19 protein-coding genes, 4 pseudogenes and 1 riboswitch are annotated in these 17,573 nt (G+C 55.3%); of the genes and pseudogenes, 12 read left to right on the forward strand and 11 right to left on the reverse strand.

Translation table 11 applies throughout. The annotated features are described in order from the left end of the window. Nucleotides 1-96 precede the first annotated feature (96 nt). Complete coding sequence (locus tag ACTVDO_RS14940; RefSeq protein WP_020960971.1) at nt 97-360, reverse strand: YtzC family protein; 264 nt, start codon at nt 358-360, stop codon at nt 97-99. 151 nt (nt 361-511) lie between these two features. Between ACTVDO_RS14940 and ACTVDO_RS14945 the strand changes: the two genes are divergently transcribed. Together ACTVDO_RS14945 and ACTVDO_RS14950 are read left to right on the forward strand one after the other, a co-directional pair. Then, a complete protein-coding gene (locus ACTVDO_RS14945) occupies nt 512-1,483 on the forward strand; it encodes a TIGR01212 family radical SAM protein (protein WP_020960972.1) in 972 nt (323 codons plus the stop codon). Then, on the forward strand, nt 1,471-2,058 hold the full coding sequence (locus ACTVDO_RS14950; protein WP_020960973.1) for a tRNA (mnm(5)s(2)U34)-methyltransferase: 588 nt from the start codon (nt 1,471-1,473) through the stop codon (nt 2,056-2,058). Before ACTVDO_RS14945 ends, ACTVDO_RS14950 begins: the two co-directional genes overlap by 13 nt. 34 nt (nt 2,059-2,092) lie before the next feature. Here ACTVDO_RS14950 and ACTVDO_RS14955 read toward each other — a convergent pair whose 3' ends face one another. Next, on the reverse strand, nt 2,093-3,211 hold the full coding sequence (locus tag ACTVDO_RS14955; protein ID WP_020960974.1) for a tetraprenyl-beta-curcumene synthase family protein: 1,119 nt from the start codon (nt 3,209-3,211) through the stop codon (nt 2,093-2,095). Between the two features lie 125 nt (nt 3,212-3,336). On the opposite strand from ACTVDO_RS14955, the gene ACTVDO_RS14960 reads away from it, so the two are divergent. After that, entirely contained in the window at nt 3,337-3,879 is a 543-nt protein-coding gene (locus ACTVDO_RS14960; RefSeq protein WP_442901788.1) for a gamma carbonic anhydrase, read from the forward strand. 70 nt (nt 3,880-3,949) lie between these two features. On the opposite strand, the gene metK is transcribed toward ACTVDO_RS14960, so the two are convergent. Continuing rightward, nucleotides 3,950-5,161 carry a methionine adenosyltransferase gene (gene metK, locus ACTVDO_RS14965; RefSeq protein ID WP_020960976.1) on the reverse strand — a complete coding sequence of 404 codons (1,212 nt, stop codon included), beginning with the start codon at nt 5,159-5,161 and terminating at the stop codon, nt 3,950-3,952. A gap of 118 nt (nt 5,162-5,279) precedes the next feature. Next, a riboswitch (SAM riboswitch) is annotated at nt 5,280-5,394 on the reverse strand. A 504-nt stretch (nt 5,395-5,898) separates the two neighbouring features. Here metK and pckA point away from each other — a divergent pair. Then, the gene (pckA, locus tag ACTVDO_RS14970) at nt 5,899-7,485 is read left to right on the forward strand and encodes a phosphoenolpyruvate carboxykinase (ATP) (protein WP_041267788.1); all 1,587 of its coding nucleotides are present in this window, start codon (nt 5,899-5,901) and stop codon (nt 7,483-7,485) included. 815 nt (nt 7,486-8,300) lie between these two features. Here the strand turns inward: pckA and ACTVDO_RS14975 are convergent. The 3 genes and pseudogenes from ACTVDO_RS14975 to ACTVDO_RS14985 all read right to left on the reverse strand — a co-directional run. Next, nucleotides 8,301-8,573: pseudogene (locus ACTVDO_RS14975) on the reverse strand (DUF4351 domain-containing protein); the annotation flags it as partial. 153 nt (nt 8,574-8,726) lie between these two features. Next, nucleotides 8,727-8,969, reverse strand: coding sequence for a DUF2584 domain-containing protein (locus ACTVDO_RS14980; protein WP_020960980.1), 243 nt, complete (start codon nt 8,967-8,969; stop codon nt 8,727-8,729). Between the two features lie 68 nt (nt 8,970-9,037). Further along, entirely contained in the window at nt 9,038-9,826 is a 789-nt protein-coding gene (locus ACTVDO_RS14985) for an alpha/beta hydrolase family protein (protein WP_442901789.1), read from the reverse strand. Between the two features lie 233 nt (nt 9,827-10,059). Between ACTVDO_RS14985 and ACTVDO_RS14990 the strand changes: the two genes are divergently transcribed. The 3 genes from ACTVDO_RS14990 to ACTVDO_RS15000 are packed head-to-tail and all read left to right on the forward strand — an operon-like array spanning nt 10,060 to nt 12,667. After that, a complete protein-coding gene (locus ACTVDO_RS14990) occupies nt 10,060-11,067 on the forward strand; it encodes an ABC transporter substrate-binding protein (protein WP_020960982.1) in 1,008 nt (335 codons plus the stop codon). Nucleotides 11,068-11,082: 15 nt separating this feature from the next. Then, complete coding sequence (locus ACTVDO_RS14995; RefSeq protein ID WP_020960983.1) at nt 11,083-11,874, forward strand: ABC transporter ATP-binding protein; 792 nt, start codon at nt 11,083-11,085, stop codon at nt 11,872-11,874. Continuing rightward, the gene (locus ACTVDO_RS15000) at nt 11,858-12,667 is read left to right on the forward strand and encodes an ABC transporter permease (RefSeq protein WP_020960984.1); all 810 of its coding nucleotides are present in this window, start codon (nt 11,858-11,860) and stop codon (nt 12,665-12,667) included. The genes ACTVDO_RS14995 and ACTVDO_RS15000 overlap by 17 nt, the downstream gene beginning before the upstream one ends. A 77-nt stretch (nt 12,668-12,744) precedes the next feature. Here ACTVDO_RS15000 and ytkD read toward each other — a convergent pair whose 3' ends face one another. From ytkD to ACTVDO_RS15020, 4 genes are all read right to left on the reverse strand, one after another. Continuing rightward, nucleotides 12,745-13,212 (reverse strand): RNA deprotection pyrophosphohydrolase, encoded by a 468-nt coding sequence (gene ytkD, locus ACTVDO_RS15005; protein WP_020960985.1) that lies wholly within the window; start codon nt 13,210-13,212, stop codon nt 12,745-12,747. Nucleotides 13,213-13,273: 61 nt separating this feature from the next. Continuing rightward, nucleotides 13,274-13,606: a hypothetical protein gene (locus ACTVDO_RS15010; RefSeq protein ID WP_020960986.1), complete on the reverse strand. Its 333-nt coding sequence runs from the start codon at nt 13,604-13,606 to the stop codon at nt 13,274-13,276. Between the two features lie 58 nt (nt 13,607-13,664). After that, a complete protein-coding gene (locus ACTVDO_RS15015; protein ID WP_020960987.1) occupies nt 13,665-14,060 on the reverse strand; it encodes a phage holin family protein in 396 nt (131 codons plus the stop codon). Between the two features lie 138 nt (nt 14,061-14,198). Next, nucleotides 14,199-14,639, reverse strand: a complete 441-nt coding sequence (locus tag ACTVDO_RS15020; RefSeq protein ID WP_020960988.1) for a Dps family protein — start codon at nt 14,637-14,639, stop codon at nt 14,199-14,201. 151 nt (nt 14,640-14,790) lie between these two features. On the opposite strand from ACTVDO_RS15020, the gene ytzI reads away from it, so the two are divergent. Then, complete coding sequence (ytzI, locus tag ACTVDO_RS15025) at nt 14,791-14,949, forward strand: YtzI protein (protein ID WP_020960989.1); 159 nt, start codon at nt 14,791-14,793, stop codon at nt 14,947-14,949. A gap of 22 nt (nt 14,950-14,971) precedes the next feature. Here the strand turns inward: ytzI and ACTVDO_RS15030 are convergent, their stop codons facing one another. Next, entirely contained in the window at nt 14,972-15,448 is a 477-nt protein-coding gene (locus tag ACTVDO_RS15030) for an S-ribosylhomocysteine lyase (RefSeq protein ID WP_020960990.1), read from the reverse strand. Nucleotides 15,449-15,955: 507 nt separating this feature from the next. On the opposite strand from ACTVDO_RS15030, the gene yidD reads away from it, so the two are divergent. The 4 genes and pseudogenes from yidD to ACTVDO_RS15050 form a co-directional block, all read left to right on the forward strand. Continuing rightward, the gene (gene yidD, locus ACTVDO_RS15035) at nt 15,956-16,177 is read left to right on the forward strand and encodes a membrane protein insertion efficiency factor YidD (RefSeq protein WP_041267988.1); all 222 of its coding nucleotides are present in this window, start codon (nt 15,956-15,958) and stop codon (nt 16,175-16,177) included. A gap of 94 nt (nt 16,178-16,271) precedes the next feature. Beyond that, a pseudogene (locus ACTVDO_RS15040) lies at nt 16,272-16,988 on the forward strand (GTP-binding protein); the annotation flags it as partial. Nucleotides 16,989-17,079: 91 nt separating this feature from the next. Then, nucleotides 17,080-17,373: pseudogene (tnpA, locus tag ACTVDO_RS15045) on the forward strand (IS200/IS605 family transposase); the annotation flags it as partial. A gap of 1 nt (nt 17,374) precedes the next feature. Continuing rightward, nucleotides 17,375-17,573: pseudogene (locus ACTVDO_RS15050) on the forward strand (transposase); the annotation flags it as partial.

Consider the following 17,573-nt stretch of genomic DNA (forward strand, 5'->3'; position numbering starts at 1 on the left):
CGGCCATCGTGCAAAGCCTTTGTGTCATCGGTCCGGCAAAAGCCGCTTGTTGTGCGGCAGAACCTTTAATATTGGCCGCCGCGCAAACTCCTTGTTTCATCGGTCCAGCAAAATCATCTCGTTTTGCAGCTGCTCAAGCTGAAGCCGCATCCGGTGCAGCTGTTCGCGCTGCTGGGCGTTGCAGCTTTGCGCCAAGTGCGCCAAATCGTTGACCGTCTGCTCAAGCATTTGCTGCGCGTTTGTGTATTCCGTGATGTTGTAGTGTTCTTGCTTTTGCGCTTCCGTATATTGTTCTTTCGCAAAGCGGATGACGTCTTCGCACCGCTGCAAAAACTCTTCCACCGATTGTCTTGTCGCCATGCGCTCACCTCTTTTCATGATGTTCCCTCATCTTTACTATGCGCCGCCGCTTTCATCTGTATCACGTCAATGATTGGCAGCGGTCGCTTTTTGCCGCCATCCGTGGTACAATGCAAGGATGATGCCATTTCAACATAAGGAGAGAACGGCCGTGACAAACGAAAACCCGTTTCCGTATGCAACCGACCGAAAACGATATCACACATGGAACTACCATTTGCGGCAAACGTTCGGCCAAAAAGTGTTCAAAGTCGCCCTTGACGGGGGCTTTGACTGCCCGAACCGCGACGGGACGGTGGCGTATGGCGGCTGCACGTTTTGCAGCGCCGCCGGGTCGGGCGATTTTGCCGGCAACCGCGCCGACGACTTGGTGACCCAATTTCATACGATTCGGCAAAACATGCACCGAAAATGGAAAGACGGCCAATATTTGGCGTACTTTCAAGCGTTCACGAACACGCACGCGCCGGTTGAAGTGCTGCGGGAAAAATACGAAACGGTGCTCGGCCTTGACGGGGTCGTCGGGCTGTCGATCGCCACGCGCCCCGACTGTCTGCCCGATGACGTCGTCGACTATTTGGCAGAACTCAACGAGCGGACGTATTTATGGGTCGAGCTCGGGCTGCAGACGATTCACGAGCGGACCGCCCAGCTCATCAACCGGGCGCACGATTTCCACTGTTTTGTCGAGGGGGTCCAAAAACTGCGCCGCCACGGCATCCGGGTGTGCGTCCATATCATCAACGGCTTGCCGCTCGAGACGTACGACATGATGATGGAAACGGCGAAAACGGTCGCCGCCATGGATGTGCAAGGCATTAAAATCCATTTGCTTCATTTATTAAAAGGAACGCCGATGGTGAAACAATACGAAAAAGGGCTCGTTCGGTTTTTGTCGTTTGACGAATACGTCCGCCTCGTGTGCGACCAGCTTGAAGTGCTGCCGCCTGAGATGATCGTGCACCGCATCACCGGCGACGGGCCGATCGACTTGCTCATCGGCCCGATGTGGAGCGCCAACAAATGGGAAGTGTTAAACGCCATTGACGCCGAACTCAAGCGGCGGGACAGCTTTCAAGGGAAGCGGTACAAACAGGGGGTGGCAAGCGCATGGCCATCATGAATATTTTGCCGTTTGCCCGTTTTTTGCTGGACGGCGCGCTCAAAGAAGGCGGCATCGCCGTCGATGCGACGGTCGGCAACGGCCATGACACCGTCTTTTTAGCCGAGCGCGTCGGGGAGCGCGGGCATGTGTTTGGTTTTGACATTCAAGCCGAAGCGATAGCGGCAGCCAGAGCCCGCCTCGCCGAACACGGGCTGGACGGGCGGGTGACGCTGTTTCAAACGAGCCACAGCCTGCTGCTGGAAACGCTCCCCCGCCACGTTCACGGGCGCGTCGCCGCCGCCGTGTTCAACCTCGGCTATTTGCCGGGCGGCAATAAACAAATTGTGACGAAGCCGGAATCGACGATCGAAGCGGTCCGCCAGCTTCTTTCCATCTTAAAGCCGGGCGGCGTCATCGCCCTTGTCGTCTACCACGGCCATCCGGAAGGAAAAATCGAGCGCGACGCCTTGCTCGACTACGTCCGCACGCTCGATCAGCGGCGCGCCCACGTCTTGCAATATCAATTCCTCAACCGGCGCAACGACCCGCCGTTTTTGCTCGCCATCGAGAAGCGAACGAACGGGGCTGGCTGAGATCAGGCCGCCTTTCGGAAGCAAACGGCTGCCCTTATGACAAGGACAGCCGTTTTTGTTGCTCCTGCCAAAAGCGATACGCTTTTCCGTTCCAATAAAAAAACATCGACGCCGCCCCGCCGGCGCGGACGAGCCGGCGCGCCAACCGGCGCAGCCGCTCCTGTTTTTTCACTTTGTCATCCGACAAATACAGCCCAAGCAAGCCGCGGTGGATCAAGCGGTGAAACTCGCCGTGCGGCAGCGCGCCGACATGGCGGTCCGCCTCCTCGATAAAATGGCAAAGCCGCTTAAGCAGCACCGTTTCGTCCGGATAGTAAAAGCAAAAATTCAAATCGCCGCCTTCCCGGTCTTCCTCCTGGTCGATCAAATAGTCAAGCAAAATGTGCAGCCCTTGAATGTACGGGAAATAGCCGTCGCGCACTTGTTTGGCCATCTCCGGCGGCAGCGACTCGCCGAACGCATACGCCACAAGACAGAAAATGCCGAGCGTCGAACCGGAGCAGGCGGAAAACTCGTACCATTCCATCGGCGGCAAGGCGTCTTTGTATTGGGCAAACCATCTCTCGAGCCGCGGCACGCGCTCTTTCGTGTCGACATGTTTATGTACTTGCAAGTCGCAATAATAGCCGGCCAGCTCATGCAAAAACGGAACGATCGTCTCATAATGACGCAATGTGCCGAGCACTTCCTGGCACGTGCGCACCAAATCCGGCAAATAGCCGCCGTCTTCCTGCTCGCGGCGGTGGCGGTAATAGTTCGACGGCTCGGCGCCGATCGTCAAGGCGTCCGGCATCGAATCGTGCAAAGCCCGGAAATCGAGCGGATCAAGCGATGTGCTCCGGTCGCACAAGTTATCCAAATAATCGCTGATCGTCTGATAGGCGACGATAAAGCGAACGCACGCCTCAAGCTTGTCGCCCGAAAGCAGCGCCAAAATCGCGCCGCCTTCGCAATGGAACGTTTTCGACGCGATGCTTGCAAGCGCCTGGCGCCGAAGCTCCGGGTCGGGAATGCGCTCGGCCCGCCGCCGCCAATAGGCAAGCTCGCGGTGGACGAGAGGAAACACGTCGCGATAAACCATTTTCATTAACGCAATCGGGTGTGTCGGGATTTTCAATTTGCTCACCTCGGGACGCAAAAACGATGCTTTCATCTTCTAGTATCGCCATCCCCACACGCGGGGCAAACCATAGGGCGCTTCCGTTTCATTTACGAACCGGAAACAACCTTGTAAAATAAACATGAATCCATGATTTTGCCATGAAAGGAACGAACGCCATGATCTATCCGTACAAAGGAAAAACACCGCAAATCGCCGCCTCCGCCTTCATCGCCGATTATGTGACGATCACCGGCGATGTCGTGATCGGCGAAGAGACGAGCATTTGGTTCGGCACCGTCATCCGCGGCGACGTGGCGCCGACGGTGATCGGCAACCGGGTCAATATCCAAGATAACTCAATTTTGCATCAAAGTCCAAACAATCCGCTCATCATCGAAGACGGGGTGACCGTCGGCCATCAAGTCATTTTGCACAGCGCCATCGTCCGGAAACACGCGCTCATCGGCATGGGCTCGATCATTTTAGACGGCGCGGAAATCGGCGAAGGCGCGTTTATCGGCGCCGGCAGTTTGGTGCCGCCGGGAAAAACAATCCCGCCGAACACGCTCGCCCTCGGCCGGCCGGCTAAAGTCGTCCGCGAGTTGACCGAAGACGACTTCCGCGAAATGGAGCGCATCCGCCGCGAATATGTGGAAAAAGGGCGCTATTACAAAGCGCTGCAACAAGCCGCGCGCCCTCACGAAAAAGAGCTGCCGTGATCCGGCAGCTCTTGTGCTGGTGGTTGTTGGCCGACGCCCGAAACGACCCGCGCATCCGCGCCGTCCGGCCTTACTTGTTCGCCAACGCCAACGCTTGTTCTTTCAACACTGGCGCTTTATCGGTGCGCTCCCACGGCAGGTCGATGTCCGTGCGCCCGAAATGGCCGTAAGCGGCCGTTTGTTTGTAAATCGGACGGCGCAAGTCGAGCATTTTGATGATGCCGGCCGGGCGCAGGTCGAAGTTGTTGCGGACGACTTCAATTAAAATGTCTTCCGACACTTTCCCAGTGCCGAACGTATCAATGGAAATCGATACCGGACGGGCGACGCCGATCGCGTAGGCGAGCTGCACTTCGCACTTGTCGGCGAGTCCGGCTGCAACGATGTTTTTCGCCACATAACGGGCCGCATACGCCGCCGAACGGTCGACTTTCGTCGGGTCTTTGCCCGAGAACGCGCCGCCGCCATGGCGGGCGTAGCCGCCGTACGTGTCGACGATGATTTTCCGCCCCGTCAGCCCGGCATCGCCTTGCGGACCGCCGATGACGAACCGGCCGGTCGGGTTGATGAAATAGTTCGTGTTCTCATCGAGCAATTCTGCCGGCACGACCGGTTTGATGACATGCTCTTTCATGTCGCGCTCGATTTGCTCTTGCGTAATTTCCGGGTGATGCTGCGTCGAAATGACGATCGTATCAACGCGCACCGGTTTGCCGTTTTCATCATATTCGATCGTCACTTGCGTTTTCCCGTCCGGGCGCAAGTATGGCAATACATCCGTTTTGCGCACTTCCGCCAAACGGCGCGCCAGGCGGTGGGCGAGCGCAATCGGCAGCGGCATTAATTCTTCCGTTTCATTGCAGGCGAACCCAAACATAAGCCCTTGGTCGCCGGCCCCGATCGCTTCAATTTCCTCGTCGGTCATCTGACCTTCACGCGCTTCAAGCGCCCGGTCCACCCCCATGGCGATATCCGGCGACTGCTCATCGATCGCGGTCAACACTGCGCACGTATCGGCGTCAAATCCGTATTTGGCGCGCGTATAGCCAATCTCGCGGACCGTATCGCGGACGAGGCGCGGAATGTCGACGTACGTTGACGTCGTAATTTCCCCGCTCACGAGCACCAACCCGGTCGTGACGCTCGTTTCGCACGCAACGCGGGCGTTCGGGTCTTTTTCCAAAATGGCGTCCAAAATGGCATCGGAAATTTGGTCGCAAATTTTATCCGGATGTCCTTCCGTCACAGATTCTGACGTAAACAAGCGGCGTTTGGCTGACATTCGGTTTGTTTCCTCCTCTTGGCGTAATGTGGCGATACGGAACTCATTCCCTGCAATATAAAAAACCTTTCCCTGTCACGGTGAGGAAAGGTCATGGCAATCGTATTGCTTCCTTTCACTCTTATCGTTCAAGGACTGCGCCTTGCCACAGGTTAGCACCATTTCACACATGTACAGTTGTGACGGTTGCTGGGTTTCATCGGGCCTGTCCCTCCACCGGCTCGGGATAAGAGTATCCGTTCAATGACTTATCTTATCGCAATTGGAGGAACAAAGTCAACCGCAGAAGTGAATTTTTTATCATCCCGCACCAAGAAGCCCTGCTTCCACACGCGAGCCCAGACGGAGAAAACATCGGCGCCTGTCCCCGCCGCTCTTTCCCTTGCCTCAACAAGATCAAAAGGAAGCCAAACAGAGCCCCTTTCCTTTGTATAGGAAGTGATGTCCATCTAAACGTGGCGCTTGCGGCTGCATCCTTGAACAAGGCGGAGCGGATCCGGCAAACGTATTGCCGGTTTGCTAAGGCCGACTGGCTGCGGGACGCACACGGGCGGCTTCCACGGGGCGGGTCTTTCGAATCTTCTACTCTTTTAACGCCGGGATAGGCCAAGAGCGTTCAAAATCTGAAAAATAGGCAAAATAAGTTCAAAAAAACCTACACAATTAGTATGGACTATTAATAAAAATGTGTTATACTATTTTCAAGAGTGATTACAAAAAGAAGGCAGGTTGTGAACATGGGGATTGCCAAGATGACGAATAAACTGGCGTTGCTGCTGCAAAAACCGTACGTGCACCATCAGCTGTCCGTCGCCGAGCTCGTCGAGAAAGTATTGCAACGGAACGAAGGGCGGCTGACCCATACCGGCGCGGTCGCCGTCACGACCGGCAAGTACACGGGGCGGTCGCCGAAAGACAAATACATCGTCGAAGAGCCGTCCACAAAGCAAACGATCGACTGGGGCCCGGTCAACCAGCCGATGGCGCCGGAGACGTTTGACAAACTGTATGACAAAGTGCTGGATTATTTAATGAAACAAGACGAACTGTTCGTCTTTAAAGGCTTTGCCGGCGCCGATCCGAAATCGCGGCTGCCGATTCAAGTCGTGAACGAGTTCGCCTGGCACAATTTGTTCGTCCATCAGCTGTTCATCCGCCCGAGCGCCGAGGAGCTCGCCGCGCACGAGCCGCAATTCACCGTCATTTGCGCGCCGAACTTTAAAGCCGACCCCGCCGTTGACGGCACGCGCTCGGAAACGTTCATCATCATTTCGTTTGAACGGCGCACGGTCTTAATCGGCGGCACCGAATACGCCGGGGAAATGAAAAAATCGATTTTCTCGGTCATGAACTATTTGCTGCCGGAACAAGGCATCTTGCCGATGCACTGCTCGGCCAACGTCGGCCAGGAAGGCGACGTCGCCCTCTTTTTCGGCTTGTCGGGAACGGGAAAAACGACGCTGTCCGCCGACCCGAAGCGCCGCTTGATCGGCGATGACGAACACGGCTGGTCGAGCCGCGGCGTTTTCAACATCGAAGGCGGCTGCTATGCGAAATGCATCAACCTATCGCGCGAAAAAGAGCCGCAAATTTTCGACGCCATCGGCTTCGGCGCGGTGCTCGAAAACGTCGTCCTCGACGACGCGACGCGCGTGCCGAACTATGACGACGGCACGCTGACGGAAAACACGCGCGCCGCCTACCCGATCCAAGCGATCGACAACATCATCGACCCGAGCGTCGCCGGCCATCCGTCCACGATCGTGTTTTTGACAGCCGATGCGTTCGGCGTCCTGCCGCCCATCAGCAAGCTGACGCGCGAACAGGCGATGTACCACTTCCTAAGCGGCTACACAAGCAAACTCGCCGGCACCGAACGCGGCGTCACCGAACCGGAAGCGACGTTCTCGACGTGCTTCGGCGCCCCGTTTTTGCCGCGCCCGGCCGTTGAATACGCGGAAATGCTCGGGCAAAAAATCGCCGAACACAACGTCCGCGTCTTTTTGGTCAACACCGGCTGGACAGGAGGGCCGTACGGCGTCGGCAGCCGCATGAAACTCGCCTACACCCGGGCGATGGTGCAAGCGGCCGTTGAAGGAGAGCTCGACAACATCGAAACCGTGCAAGACCCGATTTTCGGCCTCGCCATCCCGGCGCACGTCCCGGGCGTGCCCGATGACGTCCTGCAGCCGCAAAACACGTGGGCCGACAAACAAGCGTACGAACAAAAAGCGAAAGAACTGGCGCAAAAGTTCCGCACGAACTTCCAAAAATTCACCCATATCGATCCGTCCATCGAAAAACTCGGCGGACCGCTCGTGTAACGAAACACCCCGGCCAGCCAGGGAACACCCCCTGCGCGGCCGGGGTTTCTCGCTTTTCTTCTGTTTGGCCGCGGGCTCAACGATGCTATCAGTCCGGATGGACGGTAACGCGGTCATCATAGAATGGCGGCTTCAAGAGGCCAAACACCGGCCCCGTCATGCAGGGAGAAAGGCGGCTGATGAAAGCCCCCAAGCGATCGGCGCGCAGGGCAAACCGGCGGTTTGTTGCCCGTGGAACAATACGAGCGGCTGACCAAACCGAAAACCCGCTTGACCGACTTCTTCAGGCAATCCCCATTGTGCGGTGCGGCACTTGACTTGGAAAGAAACAACGAGCAAGCGCGGGAGGTTGAATGATGGGAAGATCTTTTAGACACGGACATCATTTCGGAACTCATCAAAAAAATCCCCATCCGGGGGGAGGTGCGTTGGATTGGCGAGCAAGATGGAAGTTCCTTGTTTGGTTTCAATTTCTTGTAGGTGCGATAAAAACAAGCCGCCATGACGGGCGGCTGATGTTCGTTCACATATTTCTTTCAATCCCTCATAGGTACGATAAAAACTAGAAGAAGCGGACGTCAAAGAAATGCTACGACAAACATAGTTTCAATCCCTCATAGGTACGATAAAAACCCCAAAAAGGCTTGTTCCATCAAGCTTTTCGGTTTGGAGCTGTTTTCAGCATACCACGTTTCAAAAATTCTGTCAATGACTTTTAACCTTGATGGCTGTAGGTTTGAGGCGCTAAAAACCATTGTCGTCGATCCCCCGGGTTTTTGGCATGATTGGAGGTCGACGACAATGCGAAGGCGGGTTTACTTCTTCAGCTGTTCGATCTTTTCCGCCGGCAGCCCGGTCAGTTCGTGGATCGTGCCGACATCGTACCCTTTCGCCAGCATTTTCTTCGCGATGTCGATTTTCCCTTCCTCGATCCCTTTTTGGCGTCCTTGTTCAATCCCTTGCTTGATTCCTTGTTTGACTCCTTGTTGAATGCCTTTCTCGATTCCCCGCTGTTCGTATGAGATGATGAGCTCCATCACTTGTTTCGCTTCCTTCATCTCCATTTGGCTCACCTCGTCCCCGAATTTTTTTATCCGTTTCGCTGTTACGGCCGGAATCGGGGCAAGCCGCCTAGTTTTCCCCTGCTTCCAAAACGGGGAGCGCAAACCGTTTTTCCGTTTGCGCTCCCATTCCCCGCTTAGCCGGCCGCCCACTCGGTGCGGCCCTGCGGTCTTCCGCGTTCAATTCGTCGAATACAGGCTGACGAGCTCGTACGTCACCGTCGTCCGGTTGTCTTCCCATTCGAGCTTTCTCACGACCGCGACGCCGCTCGCTTCGCTTTGCACGGTGCGGCGCACTTCAAGCGGCACGTCGAGCGGGTATAAGCGGTAGCCTTCTTTTTCGAGCCGAAACAAATTGTCTTGGATGCGCTGTTCTCGCCCTTTTGTCACAATGATCGTCTGCAATTCCATCGGCATGCCCATATGATTCCACCCTCCTTGGCTGCCCATTGATTCGTTGGCGGCCGCGCCGCCTTTCTACTCGTATCGTATCACACTGTCGGCTGTTGTTTCATCCATCGGGTAAGCCTTTTCACCGTCTCGCGGTTCGCCGGCGGCGGGAAATAGTGGGTGAACTCGGGGAAGTACCATGCGGTCACCGGTTTGCCGAGCTGCTTGAGCCGCCGCTCAAGCCGATAGGCGTGCTCAATGGAGACGTTTTCATCCCGCTCGCCGTGGATGATGAGCACCGGGGCTTGGAGCCGCTCGAGATGATAAAGCGGCGTGCGGCAGCGGTAGCGCTCCGGATATTTGTTCGGCGCCCCGCCGATGACGCGCTTCATCATCCGCCGCAAATCGGGCCGCTCTTGATACGTGAGCGCCATATCGGCCACCCCGCCCCAGACCGCGACCGAACAGACCGCATCGGCCATCACGGCGGCATGAAGCGCCATCGCCCCGCCGCGCGAGAAGCCGAACAGATGGACGCGCCCAGGGTGGACGAGCGGGTGGCGCCGAAGGAGGTGAAGCCCGGCGATGGCGTCATAGCGGTCGTCGCCGGCGAAATCTTCGTTTCCTTCCCCGCCCCCGTTGCCGCGGTAAAGCGGAGCGAAGACGACAAAGCCGTGCGACGCGAATTCGACAAGACGCGGCACCCGCACTTGTCCGACACGCTTGATCCCGCCGCGCAAATACAACAGCCCGTCATACACGTCTTTTGGCTTCGGCGCCGCCAACATTCCTTTCACTTTCAGCCCTTGCGCCATATAAGTGACGACAAACACGTCGATTCCCGGATGCGGCGACGGAAATCGATAGCAGTCGAGGATGTCCCCGTCCATCAGCTCATCTCCTTTTTTCTAGAAAGTGGGGAACACCAACCCGTTCGCTCGATTGGTGCGAAATCACGGCGGAATGATGGTCTTGCAAGATTTTTTAATTTGCGAAACGCTGCGGGAGAGCGGCATTTCCCTTTCCATCAAAAGCCTTCTAGGCATTCACACATTTTTCGCCCGTGCATACGATAAGGTGAAACGACTATGGATGGCCCGCAAGCCAAAGGGGGTTTGAAACGATGAAAAAATGGGCGATCTGGCTTTGTTCGCTTCTTTTGCTTTTGCCGCTTTCCGCCTGCGGCGCCAACAGCGGCGGCGGGGGCAAGCCGCTTGAAAACGTGCGGCTCGCCGAGGTGACGCGCTCGATTTTTTACGCGCCGCAATACGTCGCCTTGGCGAAAGGGTTCTTCAAGGAAGAAGGGCTCGATGTCGAGCTGACGACGACATGGGGCGGCGACAAAACGATGACGACGCTCCTTTCCGGCGGCGCCGACATCGCGCTGGTCGGGTCGGAAACGTCCATTTATGTGTATGCGCAAGGGACGGACGATCCGGTCATCAATTTCGCGCAGTTGACGCAAACTGACGGCACGTTCCTCGTCTCGCGCCACAAAATTGACCATTTCTCTTGGGAAATGTTGAAAGGAAGCACGTTCCTCGGCCAACGGAAAGGCGGCATGCCGCAAATGGTCGGCGAATTTGTGTTGAAACAACACGGCATTGATCCGCACACCGATTTGAACCTCATTCAAAACGTCGACTTTGCCAACATTCCGAACGCGTTTGCGAGCGGCACCGGCGATTTCGTCCAGCTGTTTGAGCCGACCGCAAGCCTTTTCGAACAAGAAGGAAAAGGGTATATCGTCGCCTCATTCGGCACGGAATCCGGACGCGTCCCGTACACTTCGTATATGGCGCGGCAAAGCTATATGAACGAACATAAAGACATCATCGAAAAATTTACGCGCGCCCTTTACAAAGCGCAACAATGGGTCGACTCGCACAGCGCCGCGGAGATTGCCGAAGTCATTCAGCCGTATTTTCAAGACACCGATTTGGCTTTGATCGAAAAAGTCGTCGACCGGTACAAAAGCCAAGGCACGTACGCGACCGATCCGATTTTGGATGAAGAAGAATGGAACAACTTGCAAAACATTATGGCCGAAGCCGGCGAGCTGCCGAAGCGCATCGACCTGAACACGCTTGTCGATTCGTCGTTTGCCAAAAACGCGATGAACACGCAATGAAAGCGGGTGAACGGAATGTTTCTTTCTGTCGACCGCCTCTCGCACACGTATTTTACGAAAACGACCGCCGTCACCGCGCTCGCTGATGTGTCGCTGTCCGTCGAGAAAGGGGAGTTCGTCTCCTTTCTCGGCCCAAGCGGCTGCGGCAAAACGACGCTGCTGTCGATCATCGCCGGATTGATCGAACCGACGGAAGGGACGGTGCTCATTGAAGGCGAACCGCTCTGGCCGGGCGGAGCAGACGCCCGGGCGGCGCGGCGCGCGGTCGGCTACATGCTTCAGCAAGACTACTTGTTCCCGTGGAAAACGATCGAAGAAAACGTCCTCCTCGGCTTGAAGCTGACCGGCACGCTCACCGCCGCGACGAGAGAGCGGGCGCTGGCGCTGCTCGCTGACATCGGGCTTGGCGGCGTGGAATCGTATCACCCGGGCCAGCTGTCCGGCGGCATGCGCCAACGGGCGGCGCTTGTGCGCACGTTGGCGACCGATCCGAAACTGCTGTTGCTCGATGAGCCGTTTTCCGCCCTTGACCAGCAGACGAAGCTGAAATTGGAAGAGCTCGTCTGGACGACGCTGCGGCAATACGGAAAAACAGCCGTCTTGGTCACCCATGACATCGAAGAAGCCATCGCCATGAGCGACCGCATTTTCTTGCTTTCGCCGCGTCCGGGCCGCCTCGTGCGGACGTTTGCCATTCCCGATGAACTGCGGCGCTGCCCGCCGCTTGCCGCCCGCCGGCATCCGGCGTTTTCGCCATTGTTCCAATCCATTTGGAAGGAGATGGAGGCTCTTGAATCAAGCTCCTGACCGCATCCAGTCGCTGCACCGTGAACATCTCGCCGCACTGCGCAAAGAGCGGCGGGTGATCCGCTTTTGGCAGGCGGTGCTGCTTGTCGCCTTTTTCGCCGTCTGGGAAGCCGCCAGCCGCTTCCACTGGGTCGATCCGCTCTTGTTCAGCTCACCGTCGGCCATCGTCAAGCTGTTTGTCGAAAAACTCGGCGATCATTCGCTGTTTGTCCACACGTGGGCGACGCTGTTTGAAACGTTGCTCGGCTTTCTGATCGGCACCGTCGGCGGGGCGCTCATCGGCGCGGTCCTTTGGTGGTTTCCGCGCCTGGCGAAAACGCTCGATCCATATTTGGTCGTCTTTAACGCCATGCCGAAAGTAGCGCTCGGGCCGATTTTGATCGTCGCCCTCGGGCCGGGATTTACGTCGATTATCGCCATGGGCGTCGTCATTTCGATCATCATCACAACGATTGTCGTCTATTCGTCGTTTCAAGAAGTCGACCCGAACTATTTGAAAGTGCTGCGGACGTTCGGCGCCACCCGCTACCAATGCTTTAAAGAGGCGGTGCTGCCGGCGTCGTTTCCGGCGATCATTTCGACGTTGAAAGTCAACGTCGGCCTCGCCTGGGTCGGCGTCATCACCGGCGAATTTCTCGTCTCCAAGCAAGGGCTCGGCTATTTAATCATTTACGGCTTCCAAGTGTTCAACTTTACGCTCGTATTAATGAGCCTGCTCATTGTCGCCTTGTTGTCGACCGTCATGTACCAGCTTGTCGCCATCATCGAGAAAAAGTGGAACAGCCGCCGTTAAGGGACGTCCCAAACCGAAAGATGGGCGTCTCTTTTTATGTGCAGCCATCTTCGCGGCATGTCCCCGTCGCCCGCGTTTCAGCCGATCCAGCCGCGCCGCCGGAGCTCCACGAGCGAAAGCGCCAGCACATCGTCTTTCATCAAATAGCTGAAGCGCGAATCGGCGCGGATGTCAGCCGGAAGCGCCTCAAGCAGCACCGGGCCGTTCGTTTCCCAATACGACGACCGCTCCGTGAGCCGGGCAATGTCCGCGAAATAAATGGTTTTGACGATATCGGGCTCGACGTGATATTGGCCGAGATAATGAAGCGACCCGACCACGCCCCCCGTCTCCTCCATCACCTCGCGGACGGCGGCTTCTTCCGCCCGCTCCCCTTGTTCGACTTTGCCGCCGGGAAACTCCCAGCCGCGGTATGGATGATCGGTCAACAGCCATCGGCCGCCATAGCGGCAAATGACCCACACATGCCCGGGAGAGGCGGAAAACGGATCGGCCGTAAACGCCAGCCGGACGCGATGCCCGTAGTAATCGCGAAATTCATGCATCGGACTCGCTCCTTTCCTCTCCCCATTATACCGAAAAAAAGCCGCTTTCTTTGCGGCTTTTTTATGCATCGTGTTCGTCCGGGAGAATGCCCATCGAGCGGATGTGCGCTTTCGCTTCGTCGTTGCCGAGTTCATAAATCATTTTGTAAAGGTCGACCATCGTCCGGTCGTACGCATCGTTTTCCCGGTCGTAATGGTATTGAATATACGGCACGTGGGCGCGCCAAAACGCCTGCCAGTCGGTCGAGTAGTTTTGGTCGAAATACTCGCGCAGGCGGGCGATTTCCTCGTCGGTCGCCTCGATTTGAAAGTCCCACGGCGACGCGGTTTTCAACTGGGAAATTTCCCCGGTTGCCATCGACACGTAATACGTTTTTTTCCGTTCGTCTGCCACCTTCGTCCACTCCTTCTGCTCTTTTTGCTTAGTGTGGGGCAATCCGGGAAAAATATGCTTATTTCATCTCATCTTTCAACAGCTGAATGGCTTTGCGCAGCACCGACGGGATCGGCACGCCGGCCCGGCCGGCGTTTTCGACGATGGAGATGAACTCATTGGCGATATAGAAGAACACGATCGCATCGCGAATCAAATGCATGTTCCATCCGATCGCCACATCGACCAAATGCGCCACCGCCACCAACACGAAAATCAACAGTTTCCGGACGATGCCGCGGAAGCCGACTTGGCTTGACAACGCCCCTTCCATCGCGCTGGCGACAATGCCGGTGATATAATCGACAATGACCAGCGCCAATAAAATTACGACAAATGAGTCCACGCTGCCGACAAAAAGCGACACGAGCGAGCCAAACAATGAAACGCCGAGCATCGGGATTGGCTTGTTCACGTTCCCTCCTCCTTGGACATAGGATGCGTGTAGCCATTCTATGCCCGCAGGAACCAACAAGCCACGGCACGTTTCCTAAAACAGCGCCCTTTTTCGACAAAACAACGGCCGCCCGTTTCTTCCGGGCAGCCGTTCCGCTTATCGTCCCAAAAACGATTTCAACATCCAAATATGTTTTTCCAAACTGCGGTGAATGCCAAGCAGCATATCGCCTGTCGTTTCGTCGCCGGTTTCCTCCGCCACTTGCATGCCTTCTTTCAGCTCGCCGGTCATCGTTTCAAAGTCGCCGGCAATGGCGGCGACCATCTGCTCGGCCGTCTCCGTTCCGGTCGCTTCTTTGACGGACGCCTGCTCAAGGCAGTCTTTCATCGTCGCCACCGGCTTGCCGCCCAACGCCAGCAGCCGCTCGGCGAGCGCGTCAATATGGCCGGCCGCTTCGTTGTACAGCTGCTCAAACTTTTCATGAAGCGTGAAAAACTGCGGACCGGTGACGTACCAATGGTAGTTGTGCAATTTCACGTACAAAACAGTCCAGTTGGCGATTTGTTTGTTGACAATGTCCGTTAACGGTTTGGTCATGTTCATTCCTCCCTATCGTTCACTTACCCAGTTTGTCCGCTCGTGAAACAACCGAACGGTACCGATGAATAGGTTGCCCGATTGCAACAGGAATATGAGCGGCCGGCCTTTTTGTATGCTATAATGGAAAGAAAAAAGGAAGGCATTATTCATGTACTGGACGTTGGCCATTTCTCTCATCATTGTGGCCGTCATTTTGGCGGCGGCGGTCGTCACCACCTCGAAAGCGTACGGGTACAAACATACGGTGGACCCGCTCCCTGAGGAACAAGACGACAAACAACAAGCCGGCCCGAAGCAGCCGCACTAGCGGCTTAGGGCCGGCTTGTTTGTCAGCCAAACACCTTTTTCAGCTCATTTTTGTCTTGCGCCAGCCAAAAGCGCATCAAGCTTTTCGCCGCCTCTAAGTCGTGAAGCTTCGCCTGGCCGCATTGTTGCTCCGTCGCCGCCGGCACCTCGGTCGCGTTCAAGGCGTCTTTCATCGCCCCTTCAAGCAAATCGATGATCTCTTCGACAGTCGGAGAGCCGCTCACAACGAGGTAAAACCCGGTTTGGCAGCCCATCGGCGAGATGTCGATGATGTCAAAGTGGTCGTATTTTGCCGCCTGCTTGCGGAGCGTGTATGCCAATAAATGTTCGAGCGTATGAATCGCGGCCGGATCCATCGCCTCTTTGTTCGGTTGGCAAAAACGGATGTCAAACTTATTGACGACGCCGTCGCTGCCGACTTTATGAACGCCGCAATGCCGCACGTACGGCGCTTTGACGGCGCAATGGTCCAATTCAAAGCTTTCCACCGGTGAAGGCATGCCCCCATCACTCCTCGTCAGTTGTTCTCCTTTTTATCATAACCAAAACCGCGTCTGTCCCGCACCTTTTTTGCCTGCCGCCCGTTTCGTTCGCGGCGGCTGCCGCAAAAAGCGGCGCCAAGCCGGCCGCTCCCAAGCGGGAAACGTTTTCCGCGAAAATGCATGCGCCTTGATGAGCCGTTTTCATGCCTAGATGGAGGGAAAACCGCTGCCCATAGGACTTTTCCGCGAAAACGTCCGTTTCATGCCCGGGCGGAGGGAAAACCGTTGCCCATAGGACTTTTCCGCGAAAACGTCCGTTTCATGCCCGGGCGGAGGGAAAACCGCTGCCCATAGGACTTTCCTGGCCAACTTGGATCCCGTTGGCGGCCGAACCGTGCTTCACCGTCCTGCTTTGCTTCCGCGCGGCGCGAAGCATCCCTTTTTCTTGAACGGCGGCATGATTTGTCCTATGCTAAAGATAGTCAAGCTAGAAAGGGATGGTTTCGGTTGGCCAAGCTGTTCATTATGCTCATCCGCTTTTACCAACGGTTTCTCTCTCCGCTCAAGCCGCCGACATGCCGCTTTTCCCCGACCTGCTCAAGCTACGCAATCGAAGCGATCCGACACTTTGGCGCCCTGAAAGGCGGCTGGCTGACGATCAAGCGCATTTTGAAATGCCACCCGTTCCATCCGGGTGGTTTCGACCCTGTCCCTGAACCGACCCGACATCCGAAACGAAAAACATAACGAAAGCCTCTTGCCTTCGGCTTTCTTTTTTTGTATGATGAATGATGTTAAATCGTAATGATTACTATTTTCAAAAATGGAAGGAGAAAACGAGATGGAGAAAATTCCTGTCACAGTGCTAAGCGGCTATTTAGGATCTGGAAAAACAACATTGCTCCACCATATTTTGCACAATCGAGAAGGAAAAAACATCGCCGTCATTGTCAACGATATGAGCGAGATCAATATTGACGCCGAACTCGTCCGGCAAAACAACGTTTTCCGCACCGAAGAAAAGCTCATCCAAATCCAAAATGGCTGTATTTGCTGCACCTTGCGGGAAGACTTGATCAAAGCGGTCGCTCAACTCGCCGACAACGGGGAAATCGATTATATCGTCATTGAATCGTCTGGTATCAGCGAACCGATTCCGGTCGCGCAAACCTTCACCTACTTAGATGAAACACTAGGCATTGATCTTTCGAACAAATGCCGCTTGGACACGATGGTGACGGTCGTCGACGCCAACCGTTTTTGGACGGACTTCTCCTCGGGCGAAACGCTGCTTGACCGCCAGCAGGCTGTCGATGAAACGGACAGTCGGGAAATAGCGGATTTGCTTATCGAACAAATCGAATTCGCCAATGTCATAATCGTCAATAAAATCGATCTTGTATCAGCGGAAGAAGCGCAAAAATTGCAGACTGTGCTGCGGAAACTGAATCCGGAAGCCGTCATCATCCCGGCGACCTTCGGCCAAGTGCCGCTTGATTCCATTTTAACATCTTTCCGAAAGAAGTCTCCCACTTCTAAACGAAGTGAAAGTGGGTGGTGAATTTCGGTTAGGTGTAGCCTAAGGTTGTCTCTTTTTTTTGTGGGTTATGATATAATCAGTTTTAGAAAAATGAAAGGCTGTTGTATCAATGAAATTAGACAATAATAACCATTCAGTGTTCCTGTTGTATGATCATCTTGTTCTCGTTGTAAAATATCGCAGACAAGTGATGGATGATACCATATCTGACTATGCAAAAGATATGTTTGTGAGATTGGGTAAAAATTACAATATCTCCTTGGTCGAATGGAATCACGATATGGACCATGTGCATATTTTGTTCAAAGCACACCCAAATAGGGAATGATCAACGTTCATCAATGCCTATAAAAGTGCAAGTTCTCGACTGATCAAAAAGCATTTTCCGCAAGTGAAAAGAAAACGAGCGTAAATTGTCTCGTAAAAAGAAAGGCTCGAATCGTTGGCATAAACAGCGTCTGAAAGTAGCGAAGTTGCATGAGAAAATGGCCAACCAGCGCAAGGACTTTCTGCATAAGGAGTCGCACAAATTAGCGAAACTTTATGATTGCGTGGTCATCGAAGACCTCAACATGAAGGGAATGTCCCAAGCCCTCCATTTCG

Source organism: Geobacillus sp. BK01, from assembly GCF_052220245.1.
GTDB lineage: Bacteria > Bacillota > Bacilli > Bacillales > Anoxybacillaceae > Geobacillus.